Source organism: Plantactinospora sonchi (genome assembly GCF_036422035.1).
Taxonomy (GTDB): Bacteria; Actinomycetota; Actinomycetes; order Mycobacteriales; family Micromonosporaceae; genus Plantactinospora; species Plantactinospora sonchi.
Genome location: NZ_JAZGQK010000005.1, coordinates 56,322 through 71,703, shown reverse-complemented (window position 1 = coordinate 71,703; position 15,382 = coordinate 56,322). Strand labels below are relative to the sequence as shown.

At 70.9% G+C, this 15,382-nt stretch carries 13 protein-coding genes and 1 pseudogene; 7 read left to right on the top strand and 7 right to left on the bottom strand.

All coding sequences use genetic code 11. From position 1 onward, the window contains the following. Positions 1-312: 312 nt before the first annotated feature. Entirely contained in the window at positions 313-1,161 is an 849-nt protein-coding gene (locus tag V1633_RS06350; RefSeq protein WP_331213242.1) for an SDR family NAD(P)-dependent oxidoreductase, read from the bottom strand. A gap of 30 nt (positions 1,162-1,191) precedes the next feature. Next, on the bottom strand, positions 1,192-2,196 hold the full coding sequence (locus V1633_RS06345; protein ID WP_331213241.1) for a zinc-dependent alcohol dehydrogenase family protein: 1,005 nt from the start codon (positions 2,194-2,196) through the stop codon (positions 1,192-1,194). A gap of 191 nt (positions 2,197-2,387) precedes the next feature. Between V1633_RS06345 and V1633_RS06340 the strand changes: the two genes are divergently transcribed. Beyond that, positions 2,388-2,951 (top strand): CGNR zinc finger domain-containing protein, encoded by a 564-nt coding sequence (locus V1633_RS06340; RefSeq protein ID WP_331213240.1) that lies wholly within the window; start codon positions 2,388-2,390, stop codon positions 2,949-2,951. Between the two features lie 6 nt (positions 2,952-2,957). On the opposite strand, the gene V1633_RS06335 is transcribed toward V1633_RS06340, so the two are convergent. Beyond that, positions 2,958-5,942 (bottom strand): AfsR/SARP family transcriptional regulator, encoded by a 2,985-nt coding sequence (locus V1633_RS06335; RefSeq protein ID WP_331213239.1) that lies wholly within the window; start codon positions 5,940-5,942, stop codon positions 2,958-2,960. A 393-nt stretch (positions 5,943-6,335) separates the two neighbouring features. Here V1633_RS06335 and V1633_RS36920 point away from each other — a divergent pair. Then, a pseudogene (locus V1633_RS36920) lies at positions 6,336-7,189 on the top strand (DUF4394 domain-containing protein). Between the two features lie 80 nt (positions 7,190-7,269). On the opposite strand, the gene V1633_RS06320 reads toward V1633_RS36920, so the two are convergent. Next, complete coding sequence (locus tag V1633_RS06320) at positions 7,270-8,262, bottom strand: aldo/keto reductase (protein WP_331213236.1); 993 nt, start codon at positions 8,260-8,262, stop codon at positions 7,270-7,272. 57 nt (positions 8,263-8,319) lie between these two features. Between V1633_RS06320 and V1633_RS06315 the strand changes: the two genes are divergently transcribed. Then, positions 8,320-8,682 (top strand): MerR family transcriptional regulator, encoded by a 363-nt coding sequence (locus V1633_RS06315; protein ID WP_331213235.1) that lies wholly within the window; start codon positions 8,320-8,322, stop codon positions 8,680-8,682. Position 8,683: 1 nt separating this feature from the next. On the opposite strand, the gene V1633_RS06310 is transcribed toward V1633_RS06315, so the two are convergent. Continuing rightward, on the bottom strand, positions 8,684-9,049 hold the full coding sequence (locus tag V1633_RS06310; protein ID WP_331213234.1) for a GntR family transcriptional regulator: 366 nt from the start codon (positions 9,047-9,049) through the stop codon (positions 8,684-8,686). After that, positions 9,046-9,840 carry a hypothetical protein gene (locus V1633_RS06305; protein ID WP_331213233.1) on the bottom strand — a complete coding sequence of 265 codons (795 nt, stop codon included), beginning with the start codon at positions 9,838-9,840 and terminating at the stop codon, positions 9,046-9,048. The genes V1633_RS06310 and V1633_RS06305 overlap by 4 nt, the downstream gene beginning before the upstream one ends. A gap of 95 nt (positions 9,841-9,935) precedes the next feature. Between V1633_RS06305 and V1633_RS06300 the strand changes: the two genes are divergently transcribed. Continuing rightward, positions 9,936-11,087, top strand: a complete 1,152-nt coding sequence (locus V1633_RS06300; RefSeq protein ID WP_331213232.1) for a helix-turn-helix transcriptional regulator — start codon at positions 9,936-9,938, stop codon at positions 11,085-11,087. Here the strand turns inward: V1633_RS06300 and V1633_RS06295 are convergent. Next, positions 11,081-11,956 carry a glycoside hydrolase family protein gene (locus V1633_RS06295; protein ID WP_331213231.1) on the bottom strand — a complete coding sequence of 292 codons (876 nt, stop codon included), beginning with the start codon at positions 11,954-11,956 and terminating at the stop codon, positions 11,081-11,083. The two genes, V1633_RS06300 and V1633_RS06295, sit on opposite strands and share 7 nt — an antisense overlap. 137 nt (positions 11,957-12,093) lie before the next feature. On the opposite strand from V1633_RS06295, the gene V1633_RS06290 reads away from it, so the two are divergent. The 3 genes from V1633_RS06290 (at position 12,094) to V1633_RS06280 (ending at position 15,132) form a co-directional block, all read left to right on the top strand. Next, complete coding sequence (locus V1633_RS06290) at positions 12,094-13,563, top strand: hypothetical protein (protein ID WP_331213230.1); 1,470 nt, start codon at positions 12,094-12,096, stop codon at positions 13,561-13,563. 653 nt (positions 13,564-14,216) lie between these two features. Next, a complete protein-coding gene (locus V1633_RS06285) occupies positions 14,217-14,933 on the top strand; it encodes an SDR family oxidoreductase (protein WP_331213229.1) in 717 nt (238 codons plus the stop codon). 19 nt (positions 14,934-14,952) lie between these two features. Beyond that, complete coding sequence (locus V1633_RS06280) at positions 14,953-15,132, top strand: response regulator transcription factor (protein ID WP_331213228.1); 180 nt, start codon at positions 14,953-14,955, stop codon at positions 15,130-15,132. Positions 15,133-15,382: the final 250 nt, after the last annotated feature.

Below are 15,382 nucleotides of genomic sequence, written 5' to 3'. Positions count from 1 at the left end.
GCACGACACCACCTCCATCGAATGATCGTCGGAGTTGGCGGTTGTCCGAACCGGCGACCGGGAGCGGCTGTTCATCCGTATTGTGAACCCACTGATCAACTGGGGTGCCCACGCCGACAACCCGTCGGTACGCTCCGCATATCACGACACTCGATGCACCTGGGGGATCGTTATGCGTCCACGTACCGTGATCATGACTGTCGCCGTTCTGCTCGTCGCCACCGGCGTGATCGCGATTGTCGGTCTGAGCCAGGCGCAGGGCGTGCTGCACCTCGCGGGATACACCTGGTCCAACTGACCCGGGCGGTCCACTCAGTCGAGCGGCACCTCCGGGTGGTCGGTCGATCCGGCCAACTCCCGCCACTCGGCGAGTTCGGCACGCAACTCCTCGATCCGCTCCTCGATCCGCGCGACGGTGTCCCGGCCCAACGGCAGCCGGGCCGGCGCGCGACCCGACCCGACCAGGTCCACGAGGACACTCGCGGCTCTGGCCGGGTCACCGGGCTGGTGGTGGTTGACCTGCCGGACCGCCTGCCACATCTGCGCCACCGGTCCGTCGCCGTACGCCGCCAGTCGGTCCCCGGCCACCCGCAGGCTGCTCTCGTCCGAGAAGTCGGTACGGAACAGCCCGAGTTCCACCGCCGTGACCGACACCTCGAACGGGGCGAGTTCCGCCCGCAGCGCCTCACTGAGGCTGGTCATGGCCGCCTTCGTCGAGCTGTACACCCCGAAGCCGTGCAGCGCGCCGACCGCGAAGAGCGAGCTGATGTTCAGGATCTGCCCGGCACGCTGGCCCCGCATCACCGGCGCGACCGCCCGGATGACCCGGAGCTGACCGAGGACGTTCAGCTCGTACTGGGCCCGTACCTCGTCGTCGCTGGACTCCTCGACGGCGCCGAACAGTCCCGCCCCGGCGTTGTTGACGAGTACGTCGATCCGCCCGAACCGCTCGACCGCCGCCCGTACCGCGTCGGCGGCCTGATGCTGGTCGGTGACGTCCAGCGGCACGGCGAGCAACCGGTCGCCGGCGTCCGGATGCGCCTCGGCCACGACCTTCGGATTCCGCGCGGTGGCGACGACCTGATGCCCCCGCCGTAGTGCCTCGGCGGTCAGCGCGGCCCCGAAGCCTCGGGACGTGCCGGTGATGAACCACACGCTCATCGGTGTTCTCCCTGCTGTCGGACCGGCTGCTCAGGCAGTCGGCTGGATGGGGGTGAAGAGGACCTTGCCGGACCGCTCCGGGCGGGCCGCGTGGGCGAGCGCCTCGCGGTACCGGTCCAGCGGATACGTCGCCTCGACCGCGGCGTGCAGTTCACCCCGCTCGACGAGGGCGGCGAGTTCGGTGTAGATCTCGGTCAGCCGCGCCCGTGGGGTCTGCTGGAGCCAGGCCAGGATGTAGAAGGAGTGCAGCGAGATCCGGCGGTAGAAGAGGTCGCCGACCGGTACCACCGGGGACCGGCCGGTGGCCGCGGCAAAGGTGACCACGGCGCCGCCGTACTCGACGGAGGGGACGACCTCGGCGAGTTTCTCCGGGCCACCGGTGCCCTCGAAGAAGACCCGCAGTTGGGCGCCGCCGAGTGTCTCGGCGATCCGGTCTCCGAGCCCCTCCCCGTCGAGCAGGACCGCGTCGGCGCCGAGTCCCCGTACCTGCTGTGCGGCCTCCTCGCGGCGGACGATGGCCAGCGTCCGGATCCCGGCGGCGCGGGCGAGCTGGACGAGGTACTGGCCGACGCCGGAGTTGGCCAGGTCGACGCCGACCCAGTCGCCCGGCTTGACCGCGACGTACTCGTTGAGCAGGGCGTACGCCGTTGCCGGGTTGACCGGGAGCATGGCGAGCTGTGCCGGGTCGGCGTGCTCGGACACCGGTACGACGTTGCGGGCCGGCACCACCGTCCGTGCCGCCCAGGTGCCCTGGACGAAGGTCGGCAGGATGAGTACCCGCCGGCCGACGAGACCCTGGTCGACGGCGGAACCGACGGCCAGCACCCGCCCGACGCCCTCGGCACCCAGTGGTTGCGGCAGCTGCGGGTAGACCCCGAACCAGCCCTGCTGGAAGCTCAGGTCGGCGGGGTTGATCGGTGCGGCCTCGACCGCGACGAGCACCTCCTCGGCGCCGGGCGCGGTGTCGGGGTTCTGACGCAGCGACACGATGTCGGCGGGGTCGCCGCCGACGGTGGTCAGGATGAGCTGGCTCATGGGAGTTTCCCCCTGGAAACGATGGTTGTCCGCTTTGCCGTGGTTCGACGGGCGGCCGTGTGGGACGTGCAGGCCAGGTCCGACCGAGGTCGTAATGGTCTAACGTGTTTGCCGCTTACAGTTGTAGCACCAACCGAACGGTGTCGTAAAGGTCTTCGACGAAACGACCATGTCGTCGTACCGTAGGAGCCATGAGCGGTGCGGAGCGATCGGAGGCTCGGGTCCCGGCGACCGCCGGGGCGGTTGTCGACCTGCTCAACTCACGACCGCACGCCACCCCGGCCATGGCGGACGCCCTGGACGACCCGGAGCGGGCCGCCGAACTGCTGCGACCCTTCGGCCAGCCCGCCGACACCCCCCTGACGCCGGAACGGCTCGACCGGGTCCGGGCGCTGCGCGCCGACCTGATGGCGGTCCTGGACGACCCGGACGACCCCGAACCGGGCTGGACGAAGGTGACCGGACACGCCGCCGAGGTCTCCTTCCGACAGACCTTCGCGCCCGGCCCGCAGGCCCGGCTGCACCAGGTCTCCGGCGACCCGGTGATCGGCGGGATCACCATCGCGGTGGCGGAACTCGTCGCGGCCGGGACCTGGTCGCGGATCCGGGCCTGCGCGTACGAGCAGTGCCAGCACGTCTTCTACGACACGACCCGCAGCCGGACCCAGCGCTGGCACTCGTACGAGATGTGCGGCAACCGGGCGAACGTGGCCGCGTACCGGGCACGCAGCGGCCGGACCCGCGCCACGGGCTGACAGCGGTCAGCGCACCGCCGGTCTGCCCGCCTGGGGTGGCGAGGCTGCCGGGACCTCCACTGGACCTGGCCGCCCGTCCGGTCGGGTCAGTCCCACCCGAGCCAGTCCGGCCCGGGCACGGGTCTGCTCGTACCGGCTGCCGATCTCCTCGGCCAGCCGCAGCGCGGACATGTGCCGCATCCTCGCCTCGGCGAACCGGCCCGTCGCGGCGGCGGCCTCGCCGAGACTGTTGCTGACACACGCCTCACCGGCACGTTCGCCGATCCGCTGGAACAGGGCCAGCGCCGCCCACAGCCGGTCGACGGCCCGTTGGTGCTCGCCACGCGACAGGTCGACCAGGGCGAGGCCGTCGAGGGCATAGGCCTCCCCGGCGGATTCGGTGGTGCTGCGGAAGATCGCCAGCGCCCGCTGGTGATGGTCGCCGGCCTGCTGGTGCCTGCCCAGCCCGGAGTCGACGTGGCCGAGCGACACCAGGGCGTACGCCTCGCCGATGACGTCGCCGATCTGCCGGCAGACGGCGATCGACTCGCGGAAATCGCGGGCCGCGTCGACGTACCGCTGCTGGCGTAGCCGCACCTGGCCGAGGTTGCCCAGACCTCGGGCCTCACTGGCCTGGTCACCGTTGCGGCGGCACAACTCGACCGCCTCGGTCAGCCTCGCCGCCGCTTCCGGGTACCGGCCCTGCCACTGGTAGACGTGGCCGAGGTTGCCGAGCGCGCGGGCCTCGACGACGGTGTCCCCGACCTCGTGGGCCAACTCGATCGCCCGGGTCAACTCGGCGACCGCCTCGGTGTAGCGACTCTGCTGGAGCTGCACCACACCCAGGTTGGTCCGTAGCTGCGCCTCGTCGCGGCGGTTGCCGTCGTCCTGCGACGCCCGCAGCGCGTGGTCGTGCAGGGTCACCGCGTCCGCGTAGTGACCGCCGCTCTCCAGGTAGCGCAGCAGGATGACGGTGAGCGGCACCGTGTACCAGGGCTGCCGGTGGGCCGCGGCGTGCACGGCGGTGGCCACGAGATTGGCCCGCTCCGCGTCCAGCCAGGCGATCGCGGCGGCGGCGTCCGGCAGCGTCGGCAGTGGCCCCGGCGGTGCCGGCACCTGTGGCCGCCGGTGCCGTTCGGCCGGGTACAGGACGTCGATCGCGGTCGCCGCCGTGTGCAGGTACAGGTCCAGGAGGCGGCGGGGCAGGTCGGCCACGCCGTCGCGGACGGCCAGCTCTCTCGCGTACGCCCGGAGCAGGTCGTGCATGCCGTACCGGTGCTGGCCCCGGCGCTGCGCGAGATGGCTCCTGCCGAGCAGGTCGAGGCTGGCACGGGCGGTCGTCTCGTCGACCCCGCTCAGCGCGGCCACCGCGAAGACGTCGAAGTCCGGACCCGGATGGGTGCCCAGCAGCCGGAAGGCGCGGGCGGCGTCGGGCGGCAGGTCGCGGTACGACCAGGAGAAGACCGCGCCGATGTCGGAGTGTGAGTCCGCGGCGTCGGAGAGCAGGTCGAGGCGTCGGCGATGGTCGGCGAGTTCGTCGGCGACCGTGGCGAGGGCGGTCGGCGCTCTGCGGTGCACCAGCTCGGCGGCGATCCGCAGGGCGAGCGGCAGCCCGGCGCAGTGCGTCACGAGCGCGCCGGCGGCCTCGGGGGCGGCGGAGACGACGGCGTCGCCGAGGAGCAGCCGGAGCAGGGCCAGGGCGTCGTCAGGCGCGAGGACGTCCAGACCCAGCCGGCGCGCGCCGTGGCGTACCACCAGGCCGGGCAGGCTGTCCCGGCTGGTCACCAGCACCACGCTGCCGGCCGACGACCCGGGCAGCAGGGGGCGTACCTGGTCCACCGAGGCGGCGTTGTCCAGCAGGACCAGTACCCGGCGCCCGTCCAGCATGCTGCGGTACCGGGCGGCACGCTCACCGACGTCCGTCGGGACCTGCTCGCCGGGCAGGCCGAGCGAACGCAGGAACCGGGCGAGGGCGTCCGCGGGGGCCACCGGCTGCTCGGGGTCGTAGCCCCGCAGGTCGACGTAGAGCTGGCCGTCCGGGAACCGGTCCCGGGCCCGGTACGCCCAGCGGGTGGCGAGGGCGGTCTTGCCCACGCCGGCCGTACCCGAGATCGTCAGGACCACGACGGTGGACGACGATCCGGCGTGGTCGCTCAGCCGGTCGAGCTCGTCGAGTTCCCCCGCCCGTCCGGTGAACCCGGGTACGTCGGCCGGCAGCTCGGCCGGTACGGCCCGGTGGACCACGGCGGTGGTCGTCGGTGCCGCGTCGAGACCCGGCGGGCTGTCGTCGAGGAGTTCGGTGTACGCCGCCGTCAGCTCCGGTCCCGGGTCGACCCCCAGTTCGTCGACGAGTCGTCGGCGTGCCGAGTGGAACGCGGCGAATCCCTGCGCCCGCCGCCCGGCCGCGCGGTAGGCCCGGACGAGCAGCGCCTGCCCCGCCTCGTCGAGCGGGTCGGCCGCGATCGCCTCCTCGAGCGCCACGATCGCCTGGTCGGCCGCGCCCGCGGCGAGCATGGCGCCGGCGTAGCGGGTCAGCGCGGTCCGGTGCTCCCGGAGGACGACGGTCGTCCGGGGGTGCTGGGCCAGCAGCGGCAGGTCGGCGAAGGGCGGACCCTGCCACAGCGCCAGCGCCTCGACGAGCGGGGCGACGGCCTCCCGTTCCGTCGCGAACCGCACCAGCCGGCGGAACCGGAGCAGGTCGACCTGGTCGGTGGGCAGGCAGAGCCGGTAGCCCTCACCCGCGTAGGGCAGCAGTTCGCTGCGGGAGTGTGGCGGGCGGCCCGGCTCCAGCAGCCGGCGAAGGTGCTTCACGTGGGTCTGCAGGACGTTCACCGCACTGGCGGGGTGCGTGTCGCCCCAGATGGCATCGGCGAGGGCGGACAGGGTCACGACCTGCCCGCCGGCCAGCACGAGCAGACCGAGTACGGCTCGTCGCCCCGGCGGGCCCAACTCGACCGGTTGGTCGTCGTGCCAGGCCCGCATCGCCCCGAGCACCTGGATCCGCACCGTCATCCCGTGTCCAGCCGTCGTCCGGTGTGGTGGGTAACGATACGCCGATCATCGATGCCGGTAACACCCGACGACCACGCCGAACGTGGCGTCTGTCGCCGATCGGACCGAGGTGTCAGGGGTCTCCCGGGCCGGCGGGCGGGGCCTCGTCGAGGCCGGTACCGGCCGGCTCTCCAGTTGTGTCCAGCCCGCGTCCAGCGGTGACGAATAGCTTTTGACCGCCGGGCGGGATCGGGTCGGGCGTCGAATACGAATTCGATCCGAGAACGGGCCACGGAACCACGGTCCGGTGTGGTTGCCGGGAGTTCGGGATCACCTGTGGTCGACGAGATTGGGCATGGGACCACTGCTGTTCGGCCGGACGGGCCGGTCGAATGGACGACGAGAGGGAAACTGATGAAGGCACGGGTCAGGAGCAGGGTCGCGGCAGCAGCCACGCTGGTCGCCGCGGCGGCGGTGACGCTGGTCGGGTTCGGGGGCAACAGTTCGGCCGCCCCCGCCCCCGGGCTGCCGGCGTACGGGATCACGGCTGACGGGCGGCTGATGCTCGCGTTCAACACCGCCACTCCGGAACAGAACGACTGGGTGCGGGCCGTCACCGGACTCAGCGGTGACAACGCCCTGGTCGGAATCGACCTCCGTCCGCAGGACGGCAAACTGTATGGCTCGGAAACAAGGGCGGCATCTACACGATCGGAATTCCGAGCGCGGCCGTGACGAAGGTGTCCCAGCTGACCGTCCCGTTGTACGGCACCAACTTCGGCGTCGACTTCAACCCGGCGGCGGACCGGCTGCGGGTGGTGAGCGACTACGGCCAGAACCTGCGGCACAACCTGGCCGACCACAGCACCACCGAGGACGCGGTCCTGACCACCCCGCCGAGCAGCGGGCCGACCCGGGCGATCACCGCCGCCGCGTACACGAACAACGACCTGAACGGGGCCACCGCGACGACACTGTTCGTGATCAACCCGACCACGGACGAGGTCGTCATCCAGTCCCCGGCCAACAACGGCACGCTGGCCGCGACCGGCAAGCTCGGCGTCGACGTCACCGCCAGCGCCGGCTTCGACATCTACGCCGACCTGACCAACGGCAGGACGACGTCGAACACGGCCTTCGCCGCCCTCACCCCGGCGCACGGTTCCGCGACGCTCTACAGCATCGACCTGCTGACCGGAGCCGCCAGCAGCGTGGGAATGTTCCCGCTGGACGTCGGCGACCTGGCCATCGTCCTCGACACGTACTGAGCGCAGGTCAGCTTCGCGGCAGCGCCGAGCCCGCCCCCGGACCCCGGTCCGGGGGCGGCTACGCGTCATTCCCGACAGTCTCAGTCGCGCGACAGCGGGGTCAGGATCTCGTCGATCCGGGTGACGTCGGCCGGGCTGAGCGGCCCGAAGGCCAGCGCGCCGGCGTTCTCCTCGATCTGGGCCACGGTGCGGAATCCGGGGATCGGCACCGTGGCCGGGCTGCGCGCCCAGAGCCAGGCCAGCGCGCCCTGGGAAAGGGTACGGCCGCCGGAGGTGAGCACCTCGCGGATCGCGTCGATCGCGGCGAGCCACTCGGGGGCGCCCACCCCGTCGCGGAAGTAGCGCATCCACGGCAGGTCCTGGCTGCGTACGTCGTTGCCGGGCACCTGCCGGCCGTCGTGGTACTTGCCGGAGAGCAGGCCCATCGCCAGCGGGCCACGGTTGATGCTGGCCAGGTTGAACTTCTCGCAGACCGCCAGCACCTCGGCGGAACCGCCGAGCACTGACAGGTCCTGCTGGATCGCCGTACAGCCGGCTCCGGCCTCGGCGAAGGCGGCAGCCCGAGTGGCGTCGTCGGTACTCCAGCCGTAGGAGCGGATCTTGCCCTCGGTGACCAGCTCGTCGAGGACGCCGACCATCTCCAGCGCCTGCGGGACGGGCAGGTCGCCCAGGTGCAGTTGGTAGAGGTCGACGTAGTCGGTGCGCAGCCGGCGCAGCGAACCCTCCAGGCAGGTGCGGACGTACTCCAGGCTGTTGTCGGCGCCCACGGCGAGGCGACGCTCCTCGTCGAAGGTGTAGCCCCACTTGGTGGCGATCACCACCTGGTCGCGTACGTCGTGGAAGGCCGAGCCGATCAGCACCTCGCTGTGCCCGGCGCCGTAACTGCTGGCGGTGTCGAAGAACGTGACGCCCAGGTCCCGGGCGCGGTGCAGGGCCCGGATCGACTCGTCGTCGTCGCGCGAGCCGCCCCACCCGTACTGGTTCTCGGTGTCGCCGTACGCGCCGCCGATCGCCCAGCAGCCCGCACCCAGTGCACTGATCTCGATGCCGCTACGGCCAAGAAGTCGCTTCATGAGTTCCACTCTGCTACCTGGAGCGCGCTCCAGGTCAAGGCGAATATCCTGCCGTACGTGAATACCTACCCACCCTCGGTGGCGGCCGAGCGTACCGGATTCAGCCTGGACACCCTGCGGTACTACGAGCGGATCGGCCTGCTCAGCGGGATCGGTCGGACGTCCGGCGGTCGCCGGGTCTTCACCGAGGACGACCTGGGCTGGCTGGACGTGCTGCGGTGCCTGCGGGACACCGGGATGCCGATCGCGCAGGTGCGTCGGTACGCCGAACTCGCCCGGGAGGGCGAGGCCACGTTGGCGGAGCGCCTGGCCCTGCTGGAGGAGCACTCCCGGGAGGTCGAGGAACGGATGAAGCTACTGCGCCACCAGTACGCCCACCTACAGGACAAAATCGCCTGGTACCGGGGGCAGCTCGACTGACTCAGGGTGTCACGGTCCGGCCGAGTGCCGCCTCGACGATCCGGATCGCCTCGGCGGGATCGATGCCGACGCTGGTGATGACCGCCGCGTAGTCATGGGCGGCGCGGCGGGCCTGTTCGAGGGCCTGCTCGCCGCCGGCCGTGACGAACGAGCCGGCCCGGCCACGGGTCTCGATCAGCCCGGCCTCTTCCAGCTCCCGGTATGCCCGACCGACGGTGTTCACGGCGAGGCTCAGGTCGGCCGCGAGCCGACGGATCGTCGGCAGTCTCGTCCCGACGGCAAGCGAGCGATCCTGGATCTGTCTCGCGAGCTGGGCCCGGAGCTGCTCGTACGGCGGCGTCGGCGAGGCCGCGTCGATGACGATCATCCGGTGACCATGGCACGCCGGGCCGCCGTCCCGACACCCGTGGTCCGGACGTGGATCAGGCAGTACGCGATGGCGCTCACCACCACGAACGCTATCGAGGCGACGTTCCACCAGCCGAACGATTCGCCGTACAGGAAAATGGGCGGCAGCGTCCAGACCAGGCTGGGTGTGACGAGAGCGCGGGTGTCCTCGACCCGCATGATGACGTCGGCGGTGAGCGACGCCTCGTCCTCCGCCACGGCCGGGCTCGCCAGCACGTAACGCAGTTGCAGGATGATGCCGACGGCGGCGCCGGTGACGCCGATCAGGACGACGGTCGCCCCGCGTCGCAGGGCGGGGTCGGGAACCGCCAGCACGCTCGCCGCGAGCAGCAGGGCGGCGGTGAAGGTGACGACCGTGAAGACGGCGTACGGCCGACCGAGCACCGCCGACCAGCCGAGCTGGACGGGATGGGCGACCCGCCGGGGCAGTCGCGCGCCGGCCCGTCGGTCGACGCGCCGCACCCACCAGCCGAGCAGCCACTGCGCCACCAGTAGCCCGACCACCAACGCCACCAGCAGCAGTGTCGGCACCCAGGAGGAGGTGAGGTCGCTGCTCAGCACCGACACGTGGGTGAGTGCCGCGCCGATGATGAACGCGGCCAGCAGCATGCTGTCGGCGACCCGGACCCGCCGCCGTACCGCCAGCCGCGCCGCGAGCAGCGGGGTCGGCTCGGCGTCGGACAGACCGTGCCGCTCCAGCCACACCCCGGCCAGCCACCGCTTCGGATCCGTCTGATCCGGCTGTCGCATGCCACCCACCTCCGACTGTCGCAACCTTTGTCTCAATAGAGTGAGTCATAGCATGCGACAAAGTCAACCCCCGGTTGGGCGTTACGCTGCCCGCCATGCCGGCTCGGGGGTCAGCACAGCGGTGGCGTCGGACGCATCGGCGGGTCCTGGCCGAGTTGACGCAGCTCAGCGTCGCCACGCTGCCCTCTACCGAGGTGTACGGTCGCGCCGACGCGCTGCTGCGCCCGGTGCTCGGCTACGACGGCGTCTGCTGGCACGACAGTGACCCGGCCACCGGTCTGGTCACCTCGGTGGTCAGTCCGGATCTGCGGCTGACGGACTTCCACGCGGCGGTCGAACTCGAGGTGTGGGGCGACGACATCGCCACGTTTCCGGTGATCCGCCGCACTGGCCGGGCTGCGGAGACGCTCAGCCGGGCCACCGGAGGACGACCGGACCAGAGTCTGCGGTACCGCGACCAGATCCGGCCGGCCGGCTACGGCGACGAGTTGCGCGCGGTCTTCGACAGCCGGGGCGGCCGGTGGGGCTGCGCGGCGTTCATGCGGGCGCCGGACCGGGGCCACTATCGGCCCGAGGAGTTGGCCTTGGCGAACGTGGCGGCGCCGCTGATCGGTGCGGCCCTGCGGCGCGGCGCCGCCGGTGCGGGTATGGCCGGGCCGGGCACCTCGGACGTGCCGTACGCCCAGGGGCCGGCGGTGCTCGTCGTCGGGCCGGACAACCGGGTACTGCACGCCGACGAGCGGGCCGAGGAGCTGCTCGGCCAACTCTCCGCCGACACGGCCGTACTGTTCGGTGTGCCGCTGCCGTTTGTCATGGCGGCCGAGCACGCCCGCGCGGTCGCCGCCGGCCGGCCCGTTCCGGAGCTGCCGCTACGGGCCCGCACCACGGACGGCAGGTGGCACGTACTGCACGCCTCCCTGCTCGGCCGGTCGACGAGGTCATCTGTCGCTGTGGTGATCACACCGGCCGGTCCGGCCGAGCTGATCCCGGTCACCTTCGCGGTGTACGGCTTCACCGACCGCGAGGCGCAGGTCGCCTTGCACGCCGCCCAGGGCCTGAGCACGGCCGAGATCGCCGCCGCCATGCTGGTCTCGCCGTACACGGTGCAGGACCACCTCAAGGCGGTGTTCGACAAGGCCGGGGTGCGGAGCCGACGCGAGTTCGTGGCGATGCTGCTGACCGCCAACCGGGCGGACGCCGCCGCGAATGCTGCGGTCGTCCGCCCGGCTGTCAGCGGGGGTCAGTAGCAGTCGACGACAACGATGTCGATCCAACTGCCCTCGTAGTACACCTCGATGTGGTTGAGGCGGCAGGCGATCGGCGCGGGCGAGCCTCCGCTGACGGTGGTGCCACCGCTCAGGTCCGGCATGGCCCAGATGTCGCCGGGGTAGTTGACGTGGCTGCCGCCGGGCGGCGGCGCGGTCGGAGCGTCACCGGGCTGGCACATCGCACCCTGACGCATGAGCTTGATGTCCTGGACGGCCCGGGTGCCGACCTGGGTGGCCCACAGCGACTGGCTCATCGCCCGCGCGGCCGCCTCCCAGTTGCCGACGTTGACCGCGTTGATCATGTTGCGGAACCCCTTGAACCCGGCCGGCCCGAGATTGAACGCCATGTCGATGAGCACAGCCTGCCGGGACGAGGTCAGCGAGTCGAAGTTGTAGATGTAGCGCTGCACGGTGGCCGTCGCCGCCATGAAGTCGGCCTCGAACAGGGTCGCGATCTGGTGCGGGGTGAGACTCTGGGTACCGGCGCGGACCGCGTCGTAGTTCGCGCCGACCTTGGTGAGCAGGGCACGGGCGTCGGCCCGGTCGAGGTTGAAGCCGACACCAACGGTCGGATGCCCCATGGTGTCCACGTAGACGCGCGGGTCACCGGCGAGACCGTTGCGGCTCTCGTGGCTGGCCACGAAGGCACGCATCTCCTCCGGCGTCATCTGCCGTCCCTGCTGCTGCTCCTCGGGCTCCTCCCCCGGTACCCCTGGCCGTGGCCCGGGGCCGCCGGTGGCCGCACAGTCCACCACGTAGGCCAGGGCCGGCGAGGGGGTCACCGCCACCGGTACCAGCACGGTCGCGCCGAACAACAACGCCGCCAACAAAGATCGTTTGGTCTGCATGCCTGGATTCTTCGATAGATCAACAGGTCCCCGGTATCCCAGCGTTCTGGGAGACACCTGGCCCAGAACCGGCCCGGCACATCGCGCCGCAGACAATTACCTGGTGTCGCGGACAGCTCGGCTGAGAGTGTTTCGGTATGTCTGACACTGCACCGGCGCCGGTTCACCTCGATGCGGCACTGGAGGGCCTGGCCGAGAATCCGGCGGTGCCGGCGGCGCTGATCCGCCGGCTGCTCGCCCACCGTCAGGGCTTCGGCCATGTCGCCAAACGGCCGGATCTGACCGCCGACCTGATCGCCGAGATCATCGCCACCGACTACCACTGGCTGCTGCACTCGCTGGCGCTCAACCGTCACCTCCCGAACGACGCCCGGCTCCGGCTCGCCGAACATCGGGATTCCAGCGTCCGCGCCGCCCTGGTCGTGGGCGCACACGACGCGCCCCGTGAGCTGTTCGCCCGGCTGGTCGACGACCCGGACAAGCGGGTGCGTGAGTGCCTCGCGGAGAAGGATCACGTACCCACGGATCTTCGTGCCCGGCTCGCGGGTGACCCTGATCCCGAGATACGCGCGACCCTCGCCGAGTGGTGGCCGCAGGCCCCGGAGAAGGTACGGCGGATCCTGCTGGCCGATCCGGTCGACCGGGTCCGGGCGGCCGCCTGCTCCACCTACTACCGCCGGCGGCCCCATCCCGTCCCGCCGGCCGACCTGATTCCCGATCTGCTCGCCGATCCGGTCACCCGGGCCGGCGTGGTGCGGCATCTGAGTCTCACCGCCGAAACGGCGCTGCGGTTGACCGAGGACCCGGACAACCAGGTACGCCGACAGTTGGCAGAGCATCCGCAGCTTTCCCCGGACCTGCGGGACCGACTTGCCGAGGATCCCAGCGCGTCGGCGCGGATCGGCGTCTTCGCGCGGCCCGACACCTCCGAGCCACTACGCGAGCGAATCTACGCCGAGCTGCGGCAGGGTGCCGAGCCGCTGACCGCGTTGTGGGTCGAGGGCCTGGACGAGGTGACCTTCGCGCGCAAGGTCGAGAACGCCTTCGCCGTCACCGAACTGACGTACCTGCACCTGCCCTGGGTGACCGCCGATCCCCTGCCGCACGTGTCCTCGCCCTACGTCTGTTTCCGCAACTCCGCGGCGTACAGTCAGGAACTTCCCCGGGACGCGGTGCTGCGCCTGCTCGACGACGAGGAGAGTCTCGTGCGCACGACCATGGCCCGGACCTCCCCCCATCTGGTCGACCTGGCGACCGCCGAACGTATCGATCGCGAGCACCGGTCGGAGAAGAAGGAGCGGTGGCGGCCCGCCGACATCTTCACCTTCCCAACGGAGACGCTCCGTCGATTCGCCACTGATCCCGACCCGAGGATGCGCGTCCTCGCCCCCCGCGACGCTGACCTGCCCGCCGAACTGGCCGAGCGGCTGGCCGACGACCCGGACAGCTCAGTACGCGAGGTCATCGCCCCGCATCCACGTCTGCCGGCACGTGCGCTGATCACCCTGTTGGCCGACGAAAGCGAATCGGTTACCCGAGCAGCCGCCGCCTCACCGTCCCTGCCGGTGGCGGAGATGGAACGTCTCCTCGTCCTTGCCGGCCTCTGAGCGGACAGCAGCAGGTCCTTCTCAGCCAGCTTGCGGTACACCCACATCCGCTTGGAGTACGCCCACGCGGCCAACGCATCCGGCGGGCACCCGGCAGGGGCCTGCAGGTACAGCGCCCCATCCTGATCGACGGTGATGCCGACGGTGGCGCGTTCCGGCGACTCGCGAACCGCAAAATGCAGGTCCCCGATAAGCATCGTGTCGGGCAGTGCCTCAGCCACGCTCATGGCGACAACACCAGCCGCTGGTGGTTGTGCTTGGCCAGCTCCAGTAGCCGGTCGGCAAGCGGTCGCGGGCGGTTGACGGACGACCCCGCCCGCCTCGGTGCCGCCAATCGTGAAGGGACCAGCCCATGCAGTCGACCAGCAGAGCCGCAGGGGTGATCTACCAGTGAACGGTGCCTGCTGGGGCAGGCCGACGTTTACCGGATCATGGGCGCACCCGGCTCGGTCCGCGCGCCATGCCCCGGGCCGGCGACGCCCTCGGTCGCCCGGCCGGTGGTACGCCCACCCCGACGCCATCCCCGACTGGTTCACGCCACATGTGCGCCAGCTTCGATCTACTCCGGCAGCGCATCCTGCACGCCCAAGCGGTGCCAACGCTGGTAGAGCCGCGCTTGACCTCAACCCAGGTTCAACTGCTCTGATCCCCTGGTGAACTTCGACGGACTACGTGTTGCTGTCACCGGCGCCGGGCGTGACTCCGGGCGCCTGTTGGCCATGGCCTTCGCCGAACGCGGCGCGCACGTGTTCGTCTCGGCCCGGGACGGGGCGGCGGCCGAACGCACCGTGGAACGGATCAGGCAGAGCGGGCGAGGCAGCGCCGAAGCGCTCGTCTGCGACCTGGCAAGTCCTGACTCGGTACGCGGATTCGCGGCGGCGCTGGCCGACCGGACGGACCACCTCGACGTCCTGGTCAACAACGGCGCCGGCTATCTTCCCGGTGAAGACCTCGGCGATGTCGAGGACGACGACATCATCGCCACGATCGGCGGCGCCGCGACCGGCACGGTACTGCTGACCAAACACGTGCTACCGCTGCTGCGGGCCTCGGCACGACCCGACGTCGTCAACATGATCTCCGCCTGCGGTGAGGTCGGCCACCACCGCTCGAACGCCCACCCTGCGTTCTACGCCGCCAAGCACGCGCAGGCCGGGTTCGCCGAGATCATGTCCCACCGTCTGCGGGCCGAAGGAATCCGGGTGATCTCCCTCTTCCCGCCGGACTTCGTGCAACACGGCCCACGGGAGGCAAACGGCGATCTCACCGCGCAGTCCGTCGTCGACTGCGTGCTGTTCGCGGTCGGTCAGCCACGGGACTGCTTCATCCGCGAGTTCCGCTTCGAGCAGGTCGTGGCACCCGGTCTCTGAACCCCGCGTCGGCGGGGGCATGTCCAACCACGAGATCGCCCGGTCGTTGTCCCTCGCCGAAGGCGCCGTAAAGGCGTACGTCAGCGCCATCCTGCTGAAGCTGGGCCTGAACAACCGCGTCCAGGCGGCGATCCTGGCCTATGAGGCCGGGCTGGTCGACGACGGCTGTGGTGGGGCCAGTCCCGGCCGTCTCCGCTGAAGCGCGGTTCATCCGTCACAGCCAGAGAAGGCGCCGCCGCCGTCCGCCGGCGTGAGCGGGCAGGCCCGCCGCGGCGGGCAGTCTCGACCCATGCGGATTCCCGCAAAGACACAATGGCGTCCCAAGAGCGACACATAAAAGTACCTGGTTCCAGGGGTCACCTGTAAGGTCCGAACAAGGAAATGATCAATACACTCAAGAGTTTGGATGCCATTTACGCTGGCCACGGCACCAGAGCGCCACCCAAGTG

Coding starts and splice junctions, on each gene's coding strand:
- V1633_RS06290 (WP_331213230.1), top strand. CDS start 12,094: ATGTCTGACACTGCACCGGCGCCGGTTCACCTCGATGCGGCACTGGAG.
- V1633_RS06310 (WP_331213234.1), bottom strand. CDS start 9,049: ATGATCGTCATCGACGCGGCCTCGCCGACGCCGCCGTACGAGCAGCTC.
- V1633_RS06295 (WP_331213231.1), bottom strand. CDS start 11,956: ATGCAGACCAAACGATCTTTGTTGGCGGCGTTGTTGTTCGGCGCGACC.
- V1633_RS06300 (WP_331213232.1), top strand. CDS start 9,936: ATGCCGGCTCGGGGGTCAGCACAGCGGTGGCGTCGGACGCATCGGCGG.
- V1633_RS06305 (WP_331213233.1), bottom strand. CDS start 9,840: ATGCGACAGCCGGATCAGACGGATCCGAAGCGGTGGCTGGCCGGGGTG.
- V1633_RS06350 (WP_331213242.1), bottom strand. CDS start 1,161: ATGAGCGTGTGGTTCATCACCGGCACGTCCCGAGGCTTCGGGGCCGCG.
- V1633_RS06340 (WP_331213240.1), top strand. CDS start 2,388: ATGAGCGGTGCGGAGCGATCGGAGGCTCGGGTCCCGGCGACCGCCGGG.
- V1633_RS06320 (WP_331213236.1), bottom strand. CDS start 8,262: ATGAAGCGACTTCTTGGCCGTAGCGGCATCGAGATCAGTGCACTGGGT.
- V1633_RS06345 (WP_331213241.1), bottom strand. CDS start 2,196: ATGAGCCAGCTCATCCTGACCACCGTCGGCGGCGACCCCGCCGACATC.
- V1633_RS06280 (WP_331213228.1), top strand. CDS start 14,953: ATGTCCAACCACGAGATCGCCCGGTCGTTGTCCCTCGCCGAAGGCGCC.
- V1633_RS06335 (WP_331213239.1), bottom strand. CDS start 5,942: ATGACGGTGCGGATCCAGGTGCTCGGGGCGATGCGGGCCTGGCACGAC.